We start from the raw sequence: 23355 nt of genomic DNA, 5'->3' as shown, positions 1-23355 counted from the left end.
GATAGCAAAGCTATCCTTTTAAAAGAAACATAAAAACAAAATTAATCGTCAGGCATCGCCTTAGCTTGATCTGTGTTTTCATAAATCAAGATAGGATCGTTATCGCCATCAATAACCCCCTCATCGATCACAACTTTGCTGACATTTTCCATAGAAGGCAGCTGATACATAATATCAAGCAAGGTTGCTTCCATAATAGACCGCAAGCCACGTGCACCTGTTTTACGCTCTAAAGCTTTCTTAGCAATCGCATCAAGTGCAGATTCACGGAAATCAACTTCCGCTCCTTCCATATCAAACAAGGCAGCATACTGCTTAGTCAGACTGTTTTTCGGTTCAGTCAAAATTTGAATCAACGCTGACTCATCAAGCTCAGCCAAGGTAGCAATCATCGGTAGACGACCAACAAACTCAGGGATCAAACCGTATTTAACTAAGTCTTCAGCTTCAAGCTCAAGCAAGCTATCGGAAACCGTTTTCTCTTCATCCTTGCCTTTAACAATAGCATTAAAGCCAATAGAACCTTTCTCGGAACGATCACGGATAATGTTTTCAAGGCCCGCGAATGCACCACCACAGATAAATAGAATATTTGAAGTATCAACCTGCAAAAATTCTTGCTGTGGGTGTTTACGTCCACCTTGAGGAGGAACAGAAGCAACAGTCCCTTCAATCAGCTTCAGTAACGCTTGCTGAACACCTTCACCTGATACATCACGGGTAATTGATGGATTATCAGATTTACGTGAAATCTTATCAATCTCATCAATATATACGATGCCTAACTGAGCTTTCTCAACATCATAGTCACATTTCTGCAGTAGTTTCTGGATAATATTCTCAACATCCTCACCTACATAACCAGCTTCAGTCAAGGTTGTTGCATCAGCCATAGTGAACGGCACATTCAAAAGACGTGCTAATGTTTGAGCCAGAAGTGTTTTACCACTCCCAGTAGGACCAATAAGAAGTATATTACTTTTACTCAGTTCAACGTCTGATTTGCTGCTCTTTTGGAAACGCAGGCGCTTATAGTGATTATAAACCGCGACAGCTAATACTTTTTTAGCACGATCTTGACCAATAACATACTCGTCCAACGCAGCACTTAATTCAGCTGGCGTAGGTAGATGATCGCTTTCTTCTTGCGGCTCCGCATCCTGAATCTCTTCACGAATAATGTCATTACATAAATCTACACATTCGTCACAGATAAAAACAGAAGGCCCAGCAATTAGCTTGCGTACTTCATCTTGGCTTTTGCCACAAAATGAACAGTACAGCAGTTTGCCTTCATCATCACCGTCTTTACCTTTGATTTCGTCGGTCATTCGACTTCCTCGTTTATTCTAGTTCGGACCTGTACTCACTATAGTCAAGAAGCAGACACTTTCAATTTTGATCTTAAAAGCATCTAACTACTGACTGGAATACAATAAAAATTTAATACCTGTTTATCAGTCCGTATTTCGACGATCTAACACGTCATCAATCAAACCATATTCTTTAGCCGCGTATGGATCCATAAAGTTATCACGGTCAGTATCACGAGCGATTGTCTCAAGATCTTGCCCTGAATGCTCAGCCAACAAGGTATTTAACTTATTACGAATACTCAAAATTTCTTTTGTATGAATCTCAATATCTGTCGCTTGCCCTTGATATCCACCTAAAGGCTGATGAATCATCACACGCGAGTTTGGCAAAGCAAAACGCTTGCCTTTAGCACCACCGGTCAATAGAAAGGCACCCATACTTGCTGCCTGCCCCATACACATCGTACTTACATCCGGTTTGATGAACTGCATAGTGTCGTAAATAGACATACCCGCAGTAACGGAACCGCCCGGTGAATTAATATACAGATGGATATCTTTATCTGGGTTTTCCGCTTCTAGAAATAGCAACTGAGCTACTACTAGATTTGCCATATGATCTTCTACAGGACCGACCAAAAAGATCACACGCTCTTTTAAGAGACGGGAATAGATATCATAGGCTCGTTCACCACGTGCAGATTGTTCAACAACCATAGGAACAAGACTGCTTAGGATATCAGTACCACCCTTTCCAAAATCCGTCATCTATCACTCCTTAAACGGAAACATTTTTAAAACCAAGCACTCGATAATACTACGTTAATTCGGCCTAAGAAACCGATCATATAAATGAAATTAACTACTTTTATCTATATGCGGTAACAGATTAAAGTTCAAACGAATAAATAAAACCGAAAAATCAAAGCACTTAGAGGAATTAGTTCAGCATAAATAAAAAAACGACAGCCGCACAAACGAACTGTCGTTTTAAAATCAATCTAGCTTAAATAGAGATTATTCAGTCTCTTCAGCTTCTGGAGCAGCAGGCTGTTCCGGCTTGATAGCATCTTCATAGCTTACAGATACTTCAGACACTTTAGCTGTTGCAAGCAGTTTATCAACAACCTGCTCTTCAAGAACTAGCCCTTTAATCTGGCCTAGCATCTCTTCATTACCCATGTACCAGTCAATAACTTGCTGAGGGTCCTGATATGTTTCAGCCATCTCTTCAAGTGTTTCACGAACACGCGCTTCTTCCGCTTCAAGTTCGTTAACTTTAATGACTTCCTGCATCAACAAACCAATTTTAACGCGGCGATCCGCTTGATCTGTAAACATCTCTTTAGGCAGAGCATTTGGATCCATATCTGAATCAGGGCCTGCAAACTGCATAACTGCCTGACGACGCAGATTATCAATTTCACCATCAACTAACGCAGATGGTACGTCAATTACGTTGATCTCTAGTAATTTGCTGAAAACTTGATCTTTCAGCTTCATCTTAAGCGCTTGTTTAAGTTCACGTGCCATGTTTTTACCAACTTCAGCACGGAACGCTTCTTCAGTTTTGTCTTCAAGACCAAACTTTGAGAAGAACTCTTCGTTAAGTTCAGCTAGCACCTGTTCAGATACGCTTGCAACCTTCACCTTGAATACAGCATCTTTACCTTGCAAGTTTTCTGCTTGGTAAGACTCAGGGAACGTAACCTTAATTTCAACTTCGTCGCCCGCTTTTGCACCAACCAAACCTGTTTCGAATCCAGGAATCATTGTGTTAGAACCTAGTACTAGATCCATGCCTTCGCCTTGACCACCATCAAAAGCTTCACCATCAATGAAACCTTCAAAGTCGATACGCAGACGGTCATCCATCGCAGCTTCACGCTCAACTTCTACCCAATCAGCTTGCTGTTTGCGTAAAGTTTCGATCATCTGATCTAGATCAGCATCTTTTACTTCAGCGCTTTTCTTTTCAATTTCAACTGAAGAAAAATCTGCTAGTTCAATAGATGGATAAACTTCAAACTTAGCGGTGTACTCTAAGTTTTCACCTTCAACATCTTTTGTGAAATCAATTGATGGAGTGCCAGCTGGGTTAATCTCTTCCTGTTGAAGGGCCTGGTAGAAGCTCTCTTGAACCACCTGACCTAAAACCTCTTCACGAATACCTTTACCATAACGCTGTTTAACAACTTTGACAGGTACTTTGCCTGGACGGAAACCATCGATTTTTACTGTACGTGCTGTCTGTTGGATGCGCTTAGTAACATCCTGATCGATGCGCTCTGCTGGGACGGAAATCGTCATCAGACGCTCTAGGCCAGAAGTCGTTTCAACGGAAACTTGCATGTAATGCCTCACAAATAAAAAATGCTTGTATCAATAATCTTCAACAGACCGACGAATGATTCATAACGCCGCTTAATCTGCACAGTACTCGGCGACTCCGAGTGAAATCAAAGCGCGAAATTTTCCGGCAACGAGGCGAATTAGTCAAGTTTGATAGCAAAATAATTTAAAGAAAGTAGAAATCATTTATTCATCCCCCTAAACAAAGGATGAATTCCTAAATCAGAAACAGATGTAAATCGTAGAATAAAGGGGTATTTCAGGAAGGTTGAGAAAAATGGTGCGGACGGAGAGACTCGAACTCTCACACCTTGCGGCACCAGAACCTAAATCTGGCGTGTCTACCAATTCCACCACGTCCGCGCACTGTGTATCACTGTTTATACAGCAAATTTCCTCTAAAACTAATATGCATAAAGTATTGTAAATGGTGCGGACGGAGAGACTCGAACTCTCACACCTTGCGGCACCAGAACCTAAATCTGGCGTGTCTACCAATTCCACCACGTCCGCATTTACGGCACTTTATCTATTAACTTTTCTATCTTGTCTATGTAATGGGGTGGACAATGGGGCTCGAACCCACGACCGCCGGAATCACAATCCGGAGCTCTACCAACTGAGCTATGCCCACCACAAAAATATCTTACAAATGGTGCGGACGGAGAGACTCGAACTCTCACACCTTGCGGCACCAGAACCTAAATCTGGCGTGTCTACCAATTTCACCACGTCCGCTTACCTTTTAGAGAATGGGGTGGACAATGGGGCTCGAACCCACGACCGCCGGAATCACAATCCGGAGCTCTACCAACTGAGCTATGCCCACCATAATATTCTCTATACTGACAATGGTACGCCCACCAGGACTCGAACCTGGAACCTACGCCTTAGAAGGGCGTTGCTCTATCCAGTTGAGCTATAGGCGCCCGACTCATCGTCAGTCCTTAATAATTTAGCACTTTCAAAACAGTATTTGTTAGCTGTTTTTAAGTACCTCGTCTTAAGGAGGTGCGAATAATATACAGCTCTAATTTCAGCGTCAACCCTTTTTTTATCCAAGAAAATAAATGAGTTAGATTGCTCAACTTATGTGCAGATACGGTTATTTTCCATACAAAAAAGCACCCTCCTCTCACAAGAACTCATCAACTGCTTATTTCATAAGGAAGAAATGTGGTTTTTACAGCCTTACTTTCCTCCATCTAATTAGCAAAAGGCGCTTGGAGCTAAATCCTAACCATGAGAGAATTATCTCAGTTATATTTTTTCTAAAGGAACCTCCCTTTAATGAGCGCACAGATTATTGATGGCAAGAAAATTGCCGCCGAAGTACGTCAACGAGTAGCAGCCGGCGTCCAACAACGTTTAGACAAGGGCAAAAAAGCGCCCTGTTTAGCCGTAATCCTTGTAGGTATGGACCCTGCATCACAAGTTTACGTACGACATAAAAAAAACGCCTGTAAAGAGGTCGGTTTTGAATCTCGTTCATACGACCTTCCTGTTGAAACGACACAGCAAGCGCTACTTGAATTAGTCGATGAGCTGAATGAAGATCCCGGATGCAACGGTATCTTGGTTCAACTCCCCTTACCCGAGCATCTAGACTCAAACGAAATCCTTGAACGTATTCGCCCTGAAAAAGATGTAGATGGTTTCCATGCCTTTAACTTAGGACGCTTAGCCCAACGCATGCCGGTTTTACGCCCATGTACACCTAAAGGTGTTATGACCCTGCTTGAGTCCACTCATCAAGATCTGCACGGTATGGAAGCGGTGGTCGTAGGGGCATCCAACATTGTGGGTCGCCCAATGGGGCTTGAACTGCTTTTAGCAGGCTGCACTGTTACCACTACACATCGTTTCACACGCGACCTTGAAGCCCATGTTCGCCGTGCAGACTTAGTCATTGTCGGCGTTGGCATCCCTAACCTAGTAAAAGGCGAATGGATCAAAGAGGGTGCGACTGTTATTGATGTAGGCATCAATCGCTTAGAAGATGGTCGTTTAGTGGGTGACGTTGGCTTTGAAGAAGCGGAAAAACGTGCAGGCTTCATAACACCCGTACCAGGCGGTGTAGGCCCTATGACCGTAGCAACACTAATGGAAAACACTTTAGAAGCCGCTAACAAACAAGATAGTTAAGCGTATAAACACAAAAAAAGGCAGCCTTAATGAAGTGACCCCCAATAGTTGGACAACCAACTCTGGGGGTTTTTATGGCAAAGTACAGCAGAGCATTTAAAATTGCTGCAGCTAAACAATACCTTAACGGTACATCTTCCCTATCATTGGGAGCTGAACTAAACGTTCCCGCTTCTCTGATTCGTTACTGGACTCAGGTTTACCGGTTTCATGGTGAGACCGCTTTTCAACCTCCCATCTCCCCTTATTGCGCACAAGATAAACTTCGCATGCTTAATAAAATGTGGGCAGAACAATGGTCTTTAGGTTATACAAGCGCATACTACAATCTCGTATCCCCTGGTACTCTCTATGTTTGGCAGCGCCGCTATAGGTCTTCAGGCATAAAGAGATTAGAACCCAGTAAACGCGGAAAAACGTTTATGACACAACAGTCGTCACCCCCTCAGTCCTCAAAAATTAGTGAGATGACGCCCGAGGAAATGCAAAAAGAGCTTGAATACCTTAGAGCGGAGAACGCTGTTCTAAAAAAGTTAGATGCCTTGTACCTGAAAAAACAATCTCAAACCAAGAGAAAGCGTTAATCGTTCAGGAACTCAAGGCGACATTTAAGCTGACGCTTCTTTTGAAAGCGTGTGAGTTATCACGCAGTGTCTTTTACTATCAGTGTCAGGCGCTGCAGAAGCCTGATAATTACGCTCGAGAGAAAGTAGTGATTCGTCAAATTTTTGATGAACACAAGGGACGTTATGGCTACCGACGGATTCTATTGGCATTACGGGCTTTCGATATATGGTTAAATCATAAGACGGTACTGCGTCTGATGACGGCGCTGAAATTAAAGTCGATCGTTCGTCCTAAGCGCTATCAGTCCTATAAAGGCGATATAGGAAAAGGAGCACCACATGTACTGCAGCGTAATTTTGATGCGCAGAAGCCTAATGAGAAATGGGTAACGGATGTCACAGAATTTAATGTTAAAGGCCAAAAGATTTATCTGTCTCCAATCATTGATCTGTTTAATCGGGAAGTAGTGACGTATAGGACAGCAAAGTCTGCACGTTTACCGTTAGTTACAGATATGCTTGAGGAGGCCGTTGAGGGGCTTAAAGAGTGTGAGTGTCCGATATTTCACAGCGATCAGGGTTGGCAGTATCGAAATCCACTGACTCAGAAAATTCTTTCTGAGAGAGGTCTTACACAGAGTATGTCAAGAAAAGGGAACTGTTTGGATAATGCGGCCGCCGAAAGCTTTTTCGCCGTACTCAAAACAGAGATGTATCATCAACAAGAGTTTAAGAATGCAGACGACCTGATAAATCAGATCGACGAGTACATCGAGTATTACAATACAAAACGTATTAAAGTAAAACTAAAAGGCCTGACTCCGGTTGAATACCGCAAGCAGGCCTTATTAACAGCCTAATAAAAAAGTGTCCAACTTTATGGGGTCACTTCACTTAAGCTGCCTTTTTTGTTGTATAAGAAAGCCTAAGCTTCACGAAACCATGTAGTTCCTTCCCGAGTATCTTTAAGAATCACGCCTTGAGCAGCCAACTCATCACGGATTCGATCGGATTCCGCAAAGTCCTTGGCTGTCTTAGCTGCTGCCCGCTGCTGAATAAGCTCGTCGATCTCATCGCTACCCAACTCACCCTCTTTATCTTCACCCTTCAAGAATCCAGCTGGATCTTGCTGAAGCAAACCAAGAATGCCTCCTAGGCGCTTCAACTGCGCAGCCAACATACCGGCTTCGGGAGCACCCTCACGGGAGGCTTTGTTTAGCTCGTTCACTAATTCAAAAAGCACAGATATAGCTTTAGGTGTATTAAAGTCATCATCCATCGCCTCAATAAAACGGGCATCAAAATCATTTTCAATAACCTCATCTGTAGGCTCAACACCTCTTAGCGCTTGATAGAAGCGTTCAAGCATCACTCGTGCTTCTTTTAAGCTATCTTCGCTGTAATCAATATAAGTACGGTAATGGACCCGTGCTAGGAAGAAGCGCACGACTTCCGCATTGTACTTTTCCAGTACATCGCGAATGGTAAAAAAGTTGCCTAGTGACTTAGACATCTTTTCTGAGTTAACCCGCACAGGCCCTGCATGCATCCATGTGTTCACATAAGTACAACCATTGGCTGCTTCAGATTGCGCTATTTCATTTTCATGGTGAGGGAAAGGAAGGTCTGGACCTCCACCATGAATATCGAAGGTATCACCTAAACAGCATTTTGACATCGCTGAACATTCTATATGCCAACCTGGGCGACCATTTCCCCAAGGAGAGGGCCAGCTCACCTCACCCTCTTTTGCTGCTTTCCATAACACAAAATCAAGTGGGCTCTCTTTAGCGGTTTCAACTTCTACTCGCGCGCCGGAACGTAACTCATCAACATTTTTGTTAGTTAACTTTCCGTAACTTTCAAACTTTTCAACCCGGTAATACACATCACCATTAGAAGCCGGATAAGCAAACCCTTTTTCAATGAGCGTCGCGACAAGGTCAACAATGTCACCAATATGCGCAGTAGCGCGAGGCTCTTGATCTGGACGCAGCACTGACAGCTTATCTTCATCCTCATGCATCGCTGCAATCATTCGCTGCGTCAGCTGCTCTGGTGTTTCACCATTCTCCGCTGCTCGTTTGATAATTTTGTCATCGACATCGGTAATATTGCGCACATAATCTACATCCCAACCTTGGGAACGCAGATAACGAGTAATTACATCAAATGCCACCATCACACGCGCATGACCAATATGACAAAAGTCATATACGGTAATACCGCACACATACATTTTTATTTTCCCCTCCTGAAGAGGGATAAAAGGGGCTTTTTCTTTACTTAACGTATTGTAGATCTGCAGCATGATTCGTAACTTATTATTCAACGGCTGAAAAGGAGCAGTATTGTAGATGAAATCGCTTTCATCTGCGAGGTGGTCATTCTTTATAAAGAGTCAGTAGCTATTTTCAACCGCCCTACACTCTCGTCTAGCAACGGGCTTCTCTCACTCGTTAAAAGCAACTCGTTTTCCCCTTCCTCTTTATTCCATGCAACGGCTTCCCACTGCGCATAAGGATGCAATTTTATACGCTGAGCTTTATCCCATATAGGCAAGCTATCGACTGGCACAAGCCAGATAAACGACTGCCCAAAAATTAAATTTTTATCGTAGCCTAGCAATACCAAACGTCTAGACAATGGATCAAAATCAGCGCCTGTAATTAAGCCACCAACATTATATTCCTGCTCAGCGGCTACCGCCTGATTAGGTTTGCTTTTATCCAACCTATAGAGTTTAGTTTTTTCATTACCCCAGCCTTTAGTAAAAAGCCACAACTCATCATCAACGACAGTAAGTGCTTCACAATCGAAGTTGTGTTCCCTGCTCAGTTTTTCTTCAGGGAAATCTGCGTAACGAATATTCATTTTCTCTGCTGCCACACTTTCACCCGTAACTCCCTCTATTAGCGAAAGCCACAGGACTTTATAGATCTGAACAACAGAGCGGTTGCCACGATTATTTCCACAATCTGCGATATACAAAAACTCATCGTCTTGAGCTAATGACTCCCAATCGACATTTTTTGCTCCGCGGATATAAACCTTTTTCTCAATGTCATGATCATTATTAAGGGCATATACAACAGGTTCGCCACCACTGTCATTAACCGTCCAGTTTAATTCGTTATGTAATGCAATTCCTGAAGTCTCCCTCACCTCAACAGGCCAAGAGGCACGCACTATATCGCCTGCACTTGACGAAGAAACATTAGCGGTTTTCAAAGGAGCACAGCCCACCGTGATGACCACAAAAAAAACAACACAAGGTTTAACGTACCTGAAAAGGCTCATACAGCACCGCTCTATCAAGAATAACTAATCATCACTTATTTTCATCTATTCGATTGACATAAGCACTAGACGTTTGTATTAAAAACTGCAAGGATTCGCTACCGGCAAACGTAAAAATAACAGGGCTCTATAGGGAATGGGAAACGATATACACAACAACATGGATGAAGAAAGCACATTTTACCCCAAAATAGATGCGCCATCGCCCCTCGTTGACAATAGAACTATACCCTCCCAGCAGCTTACCATTTTGGAAGCACTTCCCTATCCTGCTTGGATCAAAAACAGACGTGCAGAATACCTTTATGCAAATAAAGCTTATGCAGATCTTGTTGGCATTCCCGTTAACGCGATCAAAGGACGTACCGATCGTCAATTATTCCCTAAATTCATTCAAGACCAATTAATCGATTCCGACGCTCTTGTCTTCCACAACAAAGCGACAATAGAGCTAGATAATATATATCTTCACTCAACAGCCACAGATACCTATTGGCTGAGCAAATCACCTCTTAAAAACAACTGTGGTCACGTTACAGGCATCATAGGCCTGATGAAGCTATCTCCAACCCTACAAGTGAACGGGTCGACCTATAGCGAGCTGGCAACACATGCGATTAAACACAGCAACGAAGCGATCATTATTGCTGATACGGGCTTCAAAATAACACTAGTCAACCCTGCATTTATAAGAATTACTGGCTTTTCAGCCAATGAGATAATTGGCGCACCCGCCTCTATCATCAATGCTAATTGGCTCGCCCCCGAATTTATGGAAAGCATTAAACACCAACTCCACTACCACGGCTATTGGGAAGGAGAGACTTGGAATCGCAAAAAAGATGGCCAACTCTACAATGAAAAAATAAAAATATCGGTTATTCGTTCAAGTGATGGAAAGATATCCCACTATATGGGGCAATTCACTGACAATACAGAACAAAAACAGACCCAAGATAAACTAGAATTTTTAGCATTCCACGATGCCTTAACAGGCCTTGCCAATCGTGCTTTATTTCTTGATCGTGTCAGCCAAAGCATCCAGCAATCCAATCGTAATAACACGCGATGCGCTGTTATCTATTTAGATTTAAATGACTTTAAACCTTTAAATGACACATACGGTCACCCTTTTGGAGATAAAGTACTAATCCACGCAGCTAATACAATTAAAGAAGCCGTCCGAAAAGTAGATACGGTCTCGCGCCAAGGCGGCGACGAGTTTGCCGTTTTACTCGAAGAGGTTGGCTCCGTTGAAAGCGTTGTCGTTGTTGCACAGAAAATCATTACCTCACTAAGACATACCTTTGTAATTGACAATATTAAAGTTAATCTCGGTGCTAGCGCTGGTATTTCAGTTTACCCAGAGCATGGCGATGATGCGGACAAACTAATCAGCAATTCTGATAAGGCAATGTACGCTGCAAAATCATTAGGCGGCAATGGTTATTATTTATACAAATAAAACCCAAGCCACTTTCGGTTTAACTATACCTCACACACAACAGAGAACTTCCCACTCTCTTAAGATCTAACGTTGTCCAGATCGTCTTAACAGATCAAGCCATCCGAAATAACAAGTAAGTCAAAACTGAATTATTTCCATGAAGCAATGACTTCAATTGAATAAAAATCAGTCAGCCCTCTAAAAAATGGTCAATACTTAATCAACAGAAATATTCAGCCTTAGGAGGAAGTGATGACTGTAAATAACACCCAACCCACAACAACGCCCAAACGCCACCGCCCCTCCTTTACAGGCGATGGGCCTGAGAAAAGTATCATCAAACGAAGATCGAGCTCTAAGCAACAGGCCCAGAAATCATATTTACAAACCCTGCTCTATCATTCGATACTCAGTCATTTCAATAAAGTTTTTGCGCTAGAGCTGTCCGATACCCCGCTCGATTTAAATTATGAAGCGAAAGATGCAACAACCCCCGAAGTCATTGCAACAGATATACTTTCAACAGCAATAAACCTTTTTATTCCCTTCACTGAGTACCATACGGAGTTAAATGAATCTTCCGCTCTCGATTGCTTCATTAATATGACTAAAGAAGCTTTTCGTAATGGAATTATAGAGACAAGAGAGCTTCTTGATAGCAAACAGCTCCTCGAAGGGGAACTTGCTTGGCAAGTGGAGGAAATAGAAGAACAACTTTACGAAGAACTAAATAAATACTGCCAGAGCTTTGGTTACTATTGCGATGATGAAAGCAATCTAGATAGTGAATCAGAGTTAATGGGCGAATATGATGATATATGGGATGATGAGCTATTGAATAAACTAAGAATGTAAACGACTACTTAAGAGATTAGCAAAAATATAGTGCCGCTATATACGCGACACTATATAAATCAAGGCTTAATGTGAATTAGCTCAGACTAGATCTGACACATCATCTTGAAAAAGAGAGAGTTACCCGTTTTGATAAAGGTGTCGAATCTTAAATCAAAACAAAAGGTAACTCTCATGATCCATACTAACAATCCAATCATTAAACACAAAGCTGGCTTGCTGAATTTGGCAGAAGAGCTTGGGAATGTGTCCAAAGCATGCAAAGTCATGGGCGTATCACGAGATACGTTTTATCGTTATCAGGAACTTGTTGAAGAAGGTGGTATCGATAGCCTGATCAACAAAAGCCGTAGAGCACCGAATCCCAAGAACAGAGTGGATGAAGCAACAGAACAAGCTGTCGTTGCTTATGCCATTGAACAACCCGCTCATGGTCAGCACCGTACCAGTAATGAACTACGTAAGTCGGGTGTCTTTGTATCAGGTAGTGGCGTCCGTTCAATTTGGGTTCGACATAATCTTGAGAACTTTAAAAAGAGACTGAAAGCTTTAGAAGATAAAGTTGCTAACGACGGCATCATCCTGAGCGATGCTCAGGTTGCAGCGCTTGAGAAAAAGAAATCTGATGATGAAGCATGCGGTGAAATTGAGACGATACACCCAGGTTATCTGGGGTCTCAGGACACCTTTTACGTAGGTAACCTGAAAGGCGTTGGCCGTATATACCAACAGACCTTTGTGGATACTTACAGCAAAATCGCTTTCTGTAAGCTCTATACCACTAAAACACCGATTACTGCTGCAGATACACTCAACGATAAGGTATTACCGTTCTTTGAAGAACAGGAGCTTCCTATGCTGCGTATTCTTACAGACCGAGGAACTGAATACTGTGGTCGGGTCGATCAGCATGATTACCAGCTTTATCTTGCTATAAACGATATTGATCACACCAAAACTAAAGCGATGTCCCCACAAACAAATGGTATATGTGAACGCTTTCATAAAACGATCTTGAATGAGTTCTATCAAGTAACTTTCCGTAAAAAGCTCTACGAATCACTTGAGGAACTACAAAAAGATCTGGACGGCTGGATGGAATACTACAACAATGAACGAACTCATCAGGGCAAGGTATGTTGCGGTAGAACGCCAATGGAAACGTTGCTTGATGGTAAACGGGTCTGGGCCGAGAAGAATTTAGCCCAGATCTAAACTGACAGACACCAGATAAAAAACGGGTAACTGTCAGATCAAGTCTGAGCTACTACACTTAATGCAATTCATCATACTTTTTACGGATAGCGACCAATTTTGGCTGTATATCAAGCGGGGCATAATTCATAGCTTGCTCAAAAAGATCTTTATTTTTTTCTGAAAGCCTTTCCTCTTCGCTCATCGCCGATAGTTTCTCCATCGCCTCTGTGAATTTAGGATGTACGTTGTCGGTAGCTGCCATGTCGAGCCCTCCTATGCTAATCCTACATAAAATATTTATACGTTAATAAAAACAAATATCGACTGCTTTTACATTCTAACAACAGTCACCTATTTGAACAGACCTTTCTTGAACTTATCTATTTTGGCTTCAATGATCGCTGCTGCTTACGTTTTGGCTTATTAAATTTCTGGCTTTTAGTTTTTTTACCATTAACGGCTAAATCCGTTGAACGCTTACTTGCTGACGAAGCGTTTCTCTTCGTCCGTTTAGCCCCTCCTTTGCTCCGAGAAAGTACTTTTTTTGTATTTTCCTCCTCAGCAGGCACTAAGCTATTTTTACCATCCCCCACCAGATGAGCAAACCCCATCTCTGGAAGTTTCTGACGCAGTAATGGCCAATTCACAGGATCATGGTAACGCAGCAATGCTTTTTGTATTTTCCGTTGATCATCAGTCTTAGGTGTATAAAGCTTCTCACTTTTATAGGTTATTTTTTTCAGCGGGTTTTTATCTGAGTGATACATCGCCGTTGCTAAAGACATCGGCGAGGGATAAAACGTTTGCACCTGATCAACTTTAAATTCATTACGTTTAAGCCACTGAGCTAAGTTGACCATATCATCATCTTCACACCCAGGATGAGCGGCAATAAAATACGGGATAAGGTATTGTTTTTTACCCGCCTCACGGGAAAAACGCTCAAACATCTTCTTAAACGCATCATAGGTCCCCATCCCTGGTTTAAATGTTAAGGGATAGATTTCTATTAAATTTCTTGCATAATCCTTATTCTGGTTTACAAGATTTATCCCTTAACCATAATTGTATAACTTATTGGTATTTATTGATTTAGTCAGTCTAAGCCTATATAGAAGGTATTCCTATGAAAAAATATTCAGTCAAGGACGTTACTGACCATGACACGAGCCATCCTAAAAACTGTGTGGCTATAGTTGATAACTCCTCATTAGAGGTTGAGCTAGTGACATCTTCACACCTATTGAACATGAGGATGAATGGAGCAAGTTCTGATTCAGTTAAAAACCGGGCCTATCCTCTTTGTAGGCTTATGAATGAGATACATAGAGATAAACACATCAAATCATGGCAAGAAATAACCAATCCACAAATGACTGGTTTTCTTAATCTATTTGATGTCAAAGCAAGCACTTTGCACCAATACATTACACACCTAAAGAGTTTCTATACCTGGGCTTACGAATTCTCATTTATTGATAACCCTAGGTATTTCACTTGGAGTGTTAATGAAAACATGGATGCAGCAATAGCTACGATTAAAGGGAAAAAAGGGAGTACAGATCCATTTGACCTCTATAAACAATATATTAGCGAGCAGGAATTTGACCTTCTTCTTAGCTATAAAGATGCTAGTCGAGACTTTGAAATAGCAAGAGATGATCTTGTACTCAAAATGGCTTACTGGTGTGGTACCCGAGCTTCAGAAACTGTATCAAATATAAATTTCACCATTGAGCGCATTAGATCAGCAATTGAAGAATCAGAACAAAAGGGAATGAAAGGTATCCTGTTCAACATAGTAGGCAAAGGAAAGCACGGAGGAAAACAACGCGAGATATATATCCCACCTAGCTTAAAAGATCAGGTACTGAGGTTTTTGAATGGATTGCATAAGCTAACAGTAAATTCGAATCTGTTATTTTGTTCACGGCAAGGAAAGCCTCTCCACCGAAACTATGCCACTAGAGTCTTCGATTCTGCTAGAAAGAATTTAATAACGGCTAATCCAGAACTTGCAGATGACTGGGCAACTAAATCTTCAAAACGCTGCTACCACTCCCTACGCCACACATATGCTACAAACTTTGCAGTCTTAATTGAAAAATCAAACCAGCTACCCAGAAGACTTCTCCAAGAAAGAATGGGACATTCTCATTACGAAACCACATTGGTTTATATACATTTTAGTGCTGTTTTAACCGGCGATGTTGAAGTCCAAACTGAAGTATCGGAACAACTTCATAACTCCACTTACAAATTAAAAGAAAGTGATACCTAAGATGAGCGATGACGACAAAAATAACAGTCAGAGTGAGCTTAAAAATACAAAGGGACAAGTGGATACCGAATCAAATAGTAAGGTACCTGCTCGCCCTACCATTAGTGACTTAACAAAAGACAATGTTAAATCAGCAACTTTTAGCTACGATAGGGTAATCTTACCACTACCTAATCGGCCAACGGCTCAAAGTGATTTACGTACCTTAACCATAGAAGTACCCACGAGGTACCAAAATAACGAAGTAATTAGATCGATAATAGATTACTTAAATAGCAGTAGTTTCAAAAACAGAAAAGCTTCCGACACGTACTACCATCGAGTACACGAATTCCTAAAAGATCTTTTTCAAGAACTGCTTCCCCAGAACCGTAACACCACTGCTACGCTCGGCTTTGATTACTTATCGCTTTTAAAGCGCAGAGAAAGATCTGAAAAAGTCATATACGCAAAGTTCATGTATGGCCATGCGCTTTTCAGCAACATTCTCAGCCCAGGGGTACCGCAAGAGTTAGCTTTAACTATCGACGTACAACGTGATCTGGCTGCAGTCCAACACAACTGGCCTTACCTTACTGAACCGCCTAAAAAGCCTAAACCCAGTATCGCTGATGAATTTGATCTTGATTACAGCAACAAACAATACATAGAAAGTATTCGCCGATTTGGTATCCATTATCTGAAGACTTGGCGTGAGATACGTACCTCCTTCAAGCACAAAATGCCGAATGAATATAACTTTCTTCTCCGTCTATACAAAGATCCTGAACAACGGAAGTTACTTGAAGAATCTTTTTCTGGCTCCTCCGCTGCCCGCAACTCAGATACCAACAGATCGATATATAAGAGGTTTTTAAAAATATACTTGGCGGCGGCATTAAAACTGGATTCTGATGAATTACTAGAATTAGTATTTTTTTGCAGTGTAGTAAGGAACAACAAAGGACATAATTATCATTCAGAAAATGCATTCAACCCTTTTGCTGATTGCTTTAACGAATCCAGAGATGCCTATACCCCCCTCTGTACGAAAGAATTCATGATAAATACTCTGGAGAGATACTTTCGTAGAGATAAAGAAGTTAAAGCATCCGCTTGTTACCCTTATACAGGATCGGACAAATATAAAAAAAGAGCATTTGTATTAGGGACATTCCCTCCCATCTCAATACTAATTTTCCCCTCTTCCTTTGTCGAACGTCTGGTTTTTGGCTGGATTCTCGCAAGCGAAAGGCATCAACTGAGCAACCTAACCAAGGCAACTCTTCGCTCTATTCAAATAACAGACAAGCTTCTTCGGGTTGAGACATTTAAGGGCCGCTCAAAAAAAACGGAAGGTGCAACATATAAAAAAACACACCCCCTATACCAAACTATTAAAAATTATTATGAAGATACAGTGAATGCTTATGTAGAAGGCTGGCTATCTTCTTCTGATTCTTTCCTAGATTCTAAGCTTTTACCAAACTTTCAGACGATGAACGTTCCATTTTTTAGGGGAGCACCTAAAGGTGTTTTGTTGGCTCCATTCAGTGTGACGAACTCATTGTCTTCAAATATGCTAAAAAACATTGAAGGTAACTATGCTCACCCAATTCTTGACGCCATACGCTACTGGTATAACCATAATTCAATTTACGCTAGCGCATCTGGAGGCTCTACTAAAGCCACACGCCCCAAAGGAGCGCAACGAAAAAGCATTTCAATTGGGCATGTAGCCCAATCCGCGGTCTATGCAGAGTTAGGATCCGTTAAAGAACACGTACGTCTTAGCGATAACATGTCAGTAAATTTTGCAGAAGAACTTGATAAAGATAGAGCTTTCAAAGTCAAAGAAAAGCATCATTCGATTGGAACTCGATTAAATATCTATTCAGATAGATCAACCGATAAAGTAAAAATTGAGAATGAATATATTTTCGCATCTCTTGTTGGTGAAGAAATGCTCAAAACTGCAGCATCAATAGCGGAGTATAAATATAACCATACTTCAGTCATAACCCTTGATGAAGCAAAAAAGATATGTGGAATCATGGTCCCTGACCACATTGAACTTAGCGCTGAAGAGTTAATAGAACAAGCTGGAATTCAGGATTTTTTAGTGGATGTTACAGGTTTAATACAAGATAAAGCCGAGACATACATTATCCAAAGCCCAATAGCGGCTGCACTAATAACGGCATACATAGAACATATAGATAACAATTTGGACGATTTATTTTGTAGTAACGAAGCGCTTGGCAGGTCAATCTTGGCTCAACGAATGTTTCTACAAATGTTATTAAACAGTGCCTTCGACCCTAAACTTATTCGGGAAGCCAATGAGCAATACGGTCACTATCAATTTCCATTCCCAAGTTTAAACCTATAAAGGAGTCTTTAAATGCCATTTGTAGAAAAAAGGACCTTTGATCCCTATCGAGATCGTAATGTTACTGACAGAACGGTGTTATTCAGTGATGGAGGTGGTAAACGTGTTAACCGAATGAGTGACGATGAATGGCAGATATTTGATCCGGTCACTCAAGAAAGTTTTCAACTGGACTTTAACATTGGCCGATTAGGAGACCTTTCTACTAAAAGTCATTTAATTATAAAGCAGGCTATATTTGCTTTATCTCCGATAACGGATTCGGAAGGGCTTATGTATTGGACACAAGGGGCCTGCACTCACTTGATAGATGATGTGATCAAGCTTCTTGAAGTAGCAGAACATTATGAATGGATAAAGCTCAAAGCTGTAACAAGAGTTCAGTGGATTCAAGCAGTTAGAAGAATTCTGATTCCACGAAAAACACCTTTTATGAAGAAAAATCATACCTGCCTCAGTAAAAGTGCCGCTGAAGACTATGTATACACCATCAATAGACTTCATGATCTATATCTTAAAGGGCAATTAACCGACGCCCCTAGCGTTACCCTTTCGTTAGATGAAGTATTTGAAGAAGCACGTGAATTTGTGATCCAAAGCGGACTGGATTATGTAAAGTGGCTTCGCGGAGGATCTTTCTCGAAGATTGGTGTACCTCAAGCCATGCTATTGCTTTCAGAAGCTATTGAGATTATCCAATCTGATAAAACACTTTGCGTTAAAGCTTTTTACAAATGGATTAATAACAACTCACATACTTTCCCTCACGATATTAATCACGTTCTTACTGATCTGAAAAAAACCTACGGATATTCCCAAAAGGCTTATGTCGCTAGTACAGAGAAGTGCAAGAGCACTGTGAGCGGGAGTTTAAGAGGAAAAACCAATTCCAAACCCCCTCAGCACCCTCTCTATTGGGAAATTACCCCTTTGGTAAAAACAGAGTTTGAAGATGCAGGCCGGGAAGTAATTGATGTGTGGCCATTCAATCAACCAAAGGAATTGAAGGAGCATACTCGCCTGATCTACGATGCATCTTTAATAATTTTTCTTTGCCTCACAGGGATCAGGCGCAATGAGCTTGAACCAATTGGAAGTAACGATATTTTCAAAGACCAGAAAGGCAATTATTGTTTCAGATCTGATATTAATAAGACCAATCTAGGCGTTACAACAGTACGTTATTTTGCTGGTATCGTTGCAGAATGCACTCAATTACTCATCGAACTAAGTACAGAAAATAAGATATCTAATAATATTCCACTATTTAAAATGAGTCACCCATGCTCAAGAAAAGACTCTCAAGTAACTGCTCTTAAGAAAAATGGACATACTGGGAACCCCATCAACATTGCCACTCAAACAAATAGTTTAAGTCATTTATCCTTATTCCTTGATTATATTGCCAGCCAGTACGGGGAAGCGTTCATGCAAGACTTTGAGATCGAACATCTCACTCCTCATATGTTCCGCCATACTTGGGCAGAGTTTGCTTTGAGAAGGTTTGATGGGGATGGTGTAAAAGAAGCTATTCGCTCTCATTTCAGGCACCATTATGGAAGTTACATGACCGATGAGTACCTTTCAGGAAAGATTACAGAAGAAGAAAGCACCCTGATCAATCGTTCATACCTTGTAGAACTGATGGGACGCTACATCGAAGGGGAAATTGACTTATTTGGACCTATTGGACAATGGATTAAACAGCGGCTAAGTGAATTTAAATTCCTTTCAAACGACGAACTGGCGACCTTTGCAGAAGAATTCAGTGGCAAAATAGAGCCTCACGAATATGGTTTCTGTGTATTGCGCGATGAAACCCAAGTGCAAGCTAAATGTTACAACAAAAAAACAGGGCTTGCAGAAACAGATGAGGCTAGATGGCACCTATGTGGGGGGTGCGTTCATAGGCTTACACTAGGCAGTCAGCGAGAAGATATTTTGCGCATCGGTATGAGTATTCAAGAAACTATCAACTTCTTCGAAGCTGAGCTGAAAATCCCATCAATAGTCGCTCCATACTATTCAAGCCTTAAACGTGCGGAAGCTGCCATCAATGAAATTGATGGCATAACTGATAAGGAAAGTAACTGATATGGGTATCTTTGATTTAACGCCCAAAAAAGACCTTCCAGAAGATTGTGAACCGGACTGGGTGACCAACGGAACTGAACCTGTAAAGAAAATGTATAAAACTGTTCTTCTTAGAATAGAACAAATAGAAGAACTCATAGCATCTGGAAAAGCGCTTGAAACCAAAGAACGAAAAATCATAACAGAACAAATTTCCCTCCAGGGAGGGAAAGGAAAAACATGGATTCGAAAAGAGACCCAGCCAGATCTCTATTATCTCATAAAGTCTGAAAATACACGTTTGAAGGCCCTGTCAGATAGGGCCAATGAAACCAATCGGCAAAAAGACACCGATAAAAGAAAACTGGGGAATTTGGATCGAGAGTCAATTCTCACAGTGGCACGGAACTTGAGAAATAAAGTAACTGAGCTTGAAAACAGGTTGGTCGAGCTTCAGGTTTCCGACCTCTACGGATCCGGGTTAATTCAGAACAAGAGAGAAACGGCTGTCTTAGTAAGAGACTTACGGAATGAAAATAGCCAGTTACAAGAAGAAGTACTCAATCTTAGAGACCAATTGGCCCAAAGAGATGTGGAGTTAATAGATATTCTTACTGAACACCAGGAATTAAAGCGAGAAATAGGCTCATTAAAAAGTAAAAAATCTTTAAAAATAACAAGTATTAAAGGTTAGGAATAGCTTGCATTAAACTGTACCTAATTTCAGTTGTGTGATTAACATCTCAGCAGTAATCTTGGTGTTCGGGGACGTGTGAGGACGTTTACTGAGACCGTGTAAGCCCTCTTCACCATCGGCCTGAATCTACGCCACCATTTCCTCAAAGTAGGTCTGGAGATACCACATCGACGGCATACAAAGCCCGCATCACCAGGCTCCTCATAGAGGCGAATCCACAGTAATCGTTGTTGAAATTCTCTGTTCATAGCACCCCATAATAGTGAAAGGATGTCTATGAATCACACAATCCAACATTTGATCTCGACACTGTAACCTGAGGGCATACCTATAGTTGATAAAAAGAGGTCTTGCCTACTTTAGAGTTCATCTTACAGTTGTTCTAAAAACCGTTACTGCGCTCAAACAGCTAATAGCCAGCAGCCACCATGATGATGCCTGCTCGTCAGAATCCGCCAAGGCACAAAGGGAGCGTTTCTACAGAACCAATGAAAAAACTATTTTAGCTGTAGTACAAGTAATGCGGTTTCAACTATAAGGCTGGCTTGTTAACGCGTTATCTCAAAGTTCAACGAGAATACAGCTTAGTCATTTTTTTACTTGGTGTCGTATCTAATCTTAGACCAACAGGATCTTGAAATTCCTTCAAGGCATACGTGACGTAATGATGCCTTAGGCTATTAAAAGTGATTTTTTTTTGGACCATTCCCCCCACCTCTTTAAATTTTCGGTGTACGGATATTCTACTGATTGGATTTCCCTTGCTCCGGTTGGTATTTGACTCAAATACATAGGTATCATTCGGATTCTGAGACCTTCTTCTCTGAATTATATCGAAAGCAAGATCAGGTAAATGGATATACATAGAAAGACCTTGCCTGGCTTTTGTAACATTAAAAACAGCCTGCTCATCTTCAAACTTAACATCAGAAAATTTCAATTCTAATATTTCCCCTGCTCGCATGCCTGTAGATAGAGCGAATAGGAAAACATCTGCATAAATTGAATTCTCTGTCCTACCAGAGACTTTCTTCAGTAGACGTAAGATATCTGTTACTTCTTCATCACTAAAACTCATATCCATTACGGTACCCCTATTGAATTCGATACCTTTTATGTAACATATAATGTAACATAGAAAAACCTATTTCATTAAAAACAATCACGTCTGCACTATGATTTTTGGTTCACTTATCTAGAAGGTACGTTCCAATACACCAGCCAGGAAGAATTGATTATTAGTGCATTTATTTCGGTGACAGGCGTGATAAAACAAACAGGCATGAGGCCCTGAGGCCCTGAGACCCTGAGACCCATTAGTCAATGACATTATTGAGAGCAAGCTGTACCGAAAATCAGCCAAGGCAGTTGTGCTCTAGCAATGAAAAAATTTCTTTCTTGAAACGTCCAAATTCGCCGAAAGAGTTTTCATAGTCCGCTGACAAGGTAGAGCCGCCCATGAAACTTTGGGACAGAATGCTACGGCCCCCTTCAATTAATTCCAAATCATGGCTCGAGTGATGGTTATCCCTGAATACAACAAATGACTTATTACTGTTGCAATGACCTACTTCTGGAAGAGAATGAGGTACTACAACAATATCAGAGGGCACGTCCTCTGAAATCCTGTAAGCGTATTCCATTAATGAAGGTTCCGCAGGGATGTAGAGGTATCCAATTTCTCTGGTATTACCACTAGCCCTTAAAATTCTTCCTAGAATTTGTCGGAAATATAGCTCAGTTTTCACGCGTGTAAGATGGCAACATACCTGTAGCCGAGGTATGTTGGTCCCTTCACTAATCATTCCGACTGATATGATCCATTTCCTGGTAGTGTTTTTGTATCTCTGAATAACTGTTGCTGCGTCTTTTTCTAAGTATGTTGCGATATCAGCTTGTTCATTCAAATTTGAAGATAACAACCTATGAATTTTCCTAGCATGAGTGACAGATGATGCAACAATTAACCCACCTGCGTTGGGAAATGCATTTCGGATATGGTTTAGCCGTTGATCTGCCTGTTTCAGAAGGTAGGCAAGTAGCTCATCATTTTCTACAAGATCTTGATAGCTTATCTTTTCCTTATTCAGCATTTCTCCAAAGGAGCTGAATTCAGTTTCATCACGACCTTGTTTTAGCGTGATTTGTTCGTTGTCTACCATTGTTATATGAGGAACCCGACATACCCCATCATTTATTGCCTGAGCCAATCCATAACTGTAATTACACTGAACTCTGTTATTGTCACAATAGTTCGACAACACAATAGGGGTACGATTTGATCGCCATGGGGTTCCGGTTAATGCTAACGTGTAAGCCGCCTTACCTTGTATTTGATTAGCTATTTTTTCTCCCCAAGCATTAGCCTGTGAGATTTCCCCTCCTGCACAATGATGAATTTCATCGAAGATTATGAATACTCTAAATTCATGAAGAAGCTTCCAGAATTCATCATCCAAGCACAGCATCCCCTGATACGTTAACGAACAACCACTAGAACCTAAAGAACCATCAAAACGCTTCTGACATTGGTGTTGCAACTCAATACGAAAATCTTGGGAAACAATGGCTGAAGGACTAAAACAAATTACTAAATCAATTAATTCACTTTCGAACAGTTTTTTTGACAATACAGAAGCCATAGTAGTTTTGCCTGCTCCAGGTGTAGCCAAACACATGAAATGGGCATTGCTGTTTGAGTAGTGAACCAAGGCTCTATCAATGCATTTTTTCTGCCACTGACGAAGTTTCATTA

General features: G+C 41.2%; 19 protein-coding genes, 6 tRNA genes and 1 pseudogene. 10 read left to right on the top strand and 16 right to left on the bottom strand.

Features of this window, described 5'->3' with window-relative positions:
* Positions 1-41: 41 nt before the first annotated feature.
* The 9 genes from clpX to ACOQOE_RS08935 form a co-directional block, all read right to left on the bottom strand.
* On the bottom strand, positions 42-1331 hold the full coding sequence (clpX, locus tag ACOQOE_RS08975; protein ID WP_420553805.1) for an ATP-dependent protease ATP-binding subunit ClpX: 1290 nt from the start codon (positions 1329-1331) through the stop codon (positions 42-44).
* 126 nt (positions 1332-1457) lie between these two features.
* Positions 1458-2084 (bottom strand): ATP-dependent Clp endopeptidase proteolytic subunit ClpP, encoded by a 627-nt coding sequence (gene clpP, locus ACOQOE_RS08970; protein WP_067869545.1) that lies wholly within the window; start codon positions 2082-2084, stop codon positions 1458-1460.
* 249 nt (positions 2085-2333) lie between these two features.
* On the bottom strand, positions 2334-3668 hold the full coding sequence (gene tig / locus ACOQOE_RS08965; protein ID WP_420553804.1) for a trigger factor: 1335 nt from the start codon (positions 3666-3668) through the stop codon (positions 2334-2336).
* A gap of 278 nt (positions 3669-3946) precedes the next feature.
* Positions 3947-4031: transfer RNA gene (locus tag ACOQOE_RS08960), tRNA-Leu, on the bottom strand.
* Positions 4032-4096: 65 nt separating this feature from the next.
* A tRNA-Leu gene (locus tag ACOQOE_RS08955) sits at positions 4097-4181 on the bottom strand.
* 45 nt (positions 4182-4226) lie between these two features.
* Positions 4227-4302, bottom strand: a tRNA-His gene (locus ACOQOE_RS08950).
* Positions 4303-4321: 19 nt separating this feature from the next.
* Positions 4322-4406, bottom strand: a tRNA-Leu gene (locus ACOQOE_RS08945).
* A 15-nt stretch (positions 4407-4421) separates the two neighbouring features.
* Positions 4422-4497 (bottom strand) — tRNA-His (locus ACOQOE_RS08940).
* Positions 4498-4520: 23 nt separating this feature from the next.
* Positions 4521-4597: transfer RNA gene (locus ACOQOE_RS08935), tRNA-Arg, on the bottom strand.
* Between the two features lie 361 nt (positions 4598-4958).
* Here ACOQOE_RS08935 and folD point away from each other — a divergent pair.
* The 3 genes from folD (at position 4959) to ACOQOE_RS08920 (ending at position 7239) form a co-directional block, all read left to right on the top strand.
* The gene (gene folD / locus ACOQOE_RS08930; RefSeq protein WP_420553803.1) at positions 4959-5813 is read left to right on the top strand and encodes a bifunctional methylenetetrahydrofolate dehydrogenase/methenyltetrahydrofolate cyclohydrolase FolD; all 855 of its coding nucleotides are present in this window, start codon (positions 4959-4961) and stop codon (positions 5811-5813) included.
* Positions 5814-5887: 74 nt separating this feature from the next.
* Positions 5888-6397, top strand: a complete 510-nt coding sequence (locus tag ACOQOE_RS08925; protein WP_420553802.1) for a helix-turn-helix domain-containing protein — start codon at positions 5888-5890, stop codon at positions 6395-6397.
* Positions 6373-7239 carry an IS3 family transposase gene (locus ACOQOE_RS08920; RefSeq protein WP_420555455.1) on the top strand — a complete coding sequence of 289 codons (867 nt, stop codon included), beginning with the start codon at positions 6373-6375 and terminating at the stop codon, positions 7237-7239. The genes ACOQOE_RS08925 and ACOQOE_RS08920 overlap by 25 nt, the downstream gene beginning before the upstream one ends.
* 65 nt (positions 7240-7304) lie before the next feature.
* On the opposite strand, the gene cysS is transcribed toward ACOQOE_RS08920, so the two are convergent.
* Together cysS and ACOQOE_RS08910 are read right to left on the bottom strand one after the other, a co-directional pair.
* Entirely contained in the window at positions 7305-8690 is a 1386-nt protein-coding gene (cysS, locus tag ACOQOE_RS08915; RefSeq protein ID WP_420553801.1) for a cysteine--tRNA ligase, read from the bottom strand.
* A gap of 80 nt (positions 8691-8770) precedes the next feature.
* A complete protein-coding gene (locus tag ACOQOE_RS08910) occupies positions 8771-9679 on the bottom strand; it encodes a hypothetical protein (protein WP_420553800.1) in 909 nt (302 codons plus the stop codon).
* Between the two features lie 136 nt (positions 9680-9815).
* Between ACOQOE_RS08910 and ACOQOE_RS08905 the strand changes: the two genes are divergently transcribed.
* The 3 genes from ACOQOE_RS08905 to ACOQOE_RS08895 all read left to right on the top strand — a co-directional run bounded on the left by ACOQOE_RS08905 (position 9816) and on the right by ACOQOE_RS08895 (position 13196).
* A complete protein-coding gene (locus ACOQOE_RS08905; protein ID WP_303416955.1) occupies positions 9816-11144 on the top strand; it encodes a diguanylate cyclase domain-containing protein in 1329 nt (442 codons plus the stop codon).
* 234 nt (positions 11145-11378) lie between these two features.
* Positions 11379-11981, top strand: coding sequence for a DUF5610 domain-containing protein (locus ACOQOE_RS08900; protein ID WP_420553799.1), 603 nt, complete (start codon positions 11379-11381; stop codon positions 11979-11981).
* A gap of 174 nt (positions 11982-12155) precedes the next feature.
* On the top strand, positions 12156-13196 hold the full coding sequence (locus ACOQOE_RS08895) for an IS481 family transposase (RefSeq protein WP_420553798.1): 1041 nt from the start codon (positions 12156-12158) through the stop codon (positions 13194-13196).
* A gap of 58 nt (positions 13197-13254) precedes the next feature.
* Here the strand turns inward: ACOQOE_RS08895 and ACOQOE_RS08890 are convergent, their stop codons facing one another.
* Positions 13255-13440 (bottom strand): hypothetical protein, encoded by a 186-nt coding sequence (locus tag ACOQOE_RS08890; protein WP_420553797.1) that lies wholly within the window; start codon positions 13438-13440, stop codon positions 13255-13257.
* Positions 13441-13558: 118 nt separating this feature from the next.
* The gene (locus ACOQOE_RS08885; RefSeq protein ID WP_420553796.1) at positions 13559-14128 is read right to left on the bottom strand and encodes a DUF3362 domain-containing protein; all 570 of its coding nucleotides are present in this window, start codon (positions 14126-14128) and stop codon (positions 13559-13561) included.
* Between the two features lie 176 nt (positions 14129-14304).
* On the opposite strand from ACOQOE_RS08885, the gene ACOQOE_RS08880 reads away from it, so the two are divergent.
* Genes ACOQOE_RS08880 through ACOQOE_RS08865 form a run of 4 tightly spaced genes read left to right on the top strand, consistent with a single transcriptional unit; the run spans position 14305 to position 20597 of the window.
* A complete protein-coding gene (locus tag ACOQOE_RS08880; protein ID WP_420553795.1) occupies positions 14305-15459 on the top strand; it encodes a tyrosine-type recombinase/integrase in 1155 nt (384 codons plus the stop codon).
* A gap of 1 nt (position 15460) precedes the next feature.
* Positions 15461-17830, top strand: a complete 2370-nt coding sequence (locus ACOQOE_RS08875; RefSeq protein WP_420553794.1) for a hypothetical protein — start codon at positions 15461-15463, stop codon at positions 17828-17830.
* 12 nt (positions 17831-17842) lie between these two features.
* Positions 17843-19924, top strand: a complete 2082-nt coding sequence (locus ACOQOE_RS08870; RefSeq protein ID WP_420553793.1) for a hypothetical protein — start codon at positions 17843-17845, stop codon at positions 19922-19924.
* Between the two features lies 1 nt (position 19925).
* Positions 19926-20597, top strand: a complete 672-nt coding sequence (locus tag ACOQOE_RS08865) for a hypothetical protein (protein ID WP_420553792.1) — start codon at positions 19926-19928, stop codon at positions 20595-20597.
* A gap of 45 nt (positions 20598-20642) precedes the next feature.
* Here ACOQOE_RS08865 and ACOQOE_RS08860 read toward each other — a convergent pair.
* The 3 genes and pseudogenes from ACOQOE_RS08860 to ACOQOE_RS08850 form a co-directional block, all read right to left on the bottom strand.
* A pseudogene (locus ACOQOE_RS08860) lies at positions 20643-20848 on the bottom strand (helix-turn-helix domain-containing protein); the annotation flags it as partial.
* Between the two features lie 320 nt (positions 20849-21168).
* Positions 21169-21684: a tyrosine-type recombinase/integrase gene (locus tag ACOQOE_RS08855; protein ID WP_420553791.1), complete on the bottom strand. Its 516-nt coding sequence runs from the start codon at positions 21682-21684 to the stop codon at positions 21169-21171.
* Positions 21685-21955: 271 nt separating this feature from the next.
* The gene (locus ACOQOE_RS08850; RefSeq protein WP_420553790.1) at positions 21956-23353 is read right to left on the bottom strand and encodes a DEAD/DEAH box helicase; all 1398 of its coding nucleotides are present in this window, start codon (positions 23351-23353) and stop codon (positions 21956-21958) included.
* Positions 23354-23355 lie beyond the last annotated feature (2 nt).

The organism is Neptuniibacter marinus, assembly GCF_965223595.1.
Classification (GTDB): domain Bacteria; phylum Pseudomonadota; class Gammaproteobacteria; order Pseudomonadales; family Balneatricaceae; genus Neptuniibacter; species Neptuniibacter marinus.
The sequence above is the reverse complement of the archived record's forward strand: the minus strand, read 5'-3'. Positions and strand labels throughout refer to the sequence as shown.

Excerpts from the sequence above, each read along its gene's own strand:
- clpX (WP_420553805.1), bottom strand. The coding sequence starts at position 1,331 with ATGACCGACGAAATCAAAGGTAAAGACGGTGATGATGAAGGCAAACTG.
- clpP (WP_067869545.1), bottom strand. The coding sequence starts at position 2,084 with ATGACGGATTTTGGAAAGGGTGGTACTGATATCCTAAGCAGTCTTGTT.
- tig (WP_420553804.1), bottom strand. The coding sequence starts at position 3,668 with ATGCAAGTTTCCGTTGAAACGACTTCTGGCCTAGAGCGTCTGATGACG.
- folD (WP_420553803.1), top strand. The coding sequence starts at position 4,959 with ATGAGCGCACAGATTATTGATGGCAAGAAAATTGCCGCCGAAGTACGT.
- ACOQOE_RS08925 (WP_420553802.1), top strand. The coding sequence starts at position 5,888 with ATGGCAAAGTACAGCAGAGCATTTAAAATTGCTGCAGCTAAACAATAC.
- cysS (WP_420553801.1), bottom strand. The coding sequence starts at position 8,690 with ATGCTGCAGATCTACAATACGTTAAGTAAAGAAAAAGCCCCTTTTATC.
- ACOQOE_RS08910 (WP_420553800.1), bottom strand. The coding sequence starts at position 9,679 with ATGAGCCTTTTCAGGTACGTTAAACCTTGTGTTGTTTTTTTTGTGGTC.
- ACOQOE_RS08905 (WP_303416955.1), top strand. The coding sequence starts at position 9,816 with ATGGGAAACGATATACACAACAACATGGATGAAGAAAGCACATTTTAC.
- ACOQOE_RS08900 (WP_420553799.1), top strand. The coding sequence starts at position 11,379 with ATGACTGTAAATAACACCCAACCCACAACAACGCCCAAACGCCACCGC.
- ACOQOE_RS08895 (WP_420553798.1), top strand. The coding sequence starts at position 12,156 with ATGATCCATACTAACAATCCAATCATTAAACACAAAGCTGGCTTGCTG.
- ACOQOE_RS08890 (WP_420553797.1), bottom strand. The coding sequence starts at position 13,440 with ATGGCAGCTACCGACAACGTACATCCTAAATTCACAGAGGCGATGGAG.
- ACOQOE_RS08885 (WP_420553796.1), bottom strand. The coding sequence starts at position 14,128 with ATGTTTGAGCGTTTTTCCCGTGAGGCGGGTAAAAAACAATACCTTATC.
- ACOQOE_RS08880 (WP_420553795.1), top strand. The coding sequence starts at position 14,305 with ATGAAAAAATATTCAGTCAAGGACGTTACTGACCATGACACGAGCCAT.
- ACOQOE_RS08875 (WP_420553794.1), top strand. The coding sequence starts at position 15,461 with ATGAGCGATGACGACAAAAATAACAGTCAGAGTGAGCTTAAAAATACA.
- ACOQOE_RS08870 (WP_420553793.1), top strand. The coding sequence starts at position 17,843 with ATGCCATTTGTAGAAAAAAGGACCTTTGATCCCTATCGAGATCGTAAT.
- ACOQOE_RS08865 (WP_420553792.1), top strand. The coding sequence starts at position 19,926 with ATGGGTATCTTTGATTTAACGCCCAAAAAAGACCTTCCAGAAGATTGT.
- ACOQOE_RS08855 (WP_420553791.1), bottom strand. The coding sequence starts at position 21,684 with ATGGATATGAGTTTTAGTGATGAAGAAGTAACAGATATCTTACGTCTA.
- ACOQOE_RS08850 (WP_420553790.1), bottom strand. The coding sequence starts at position 23,353 with ATGAAACTTCGTCAGTGGCAGAAAAAATGCATTGATAGAGCCTTGGTT.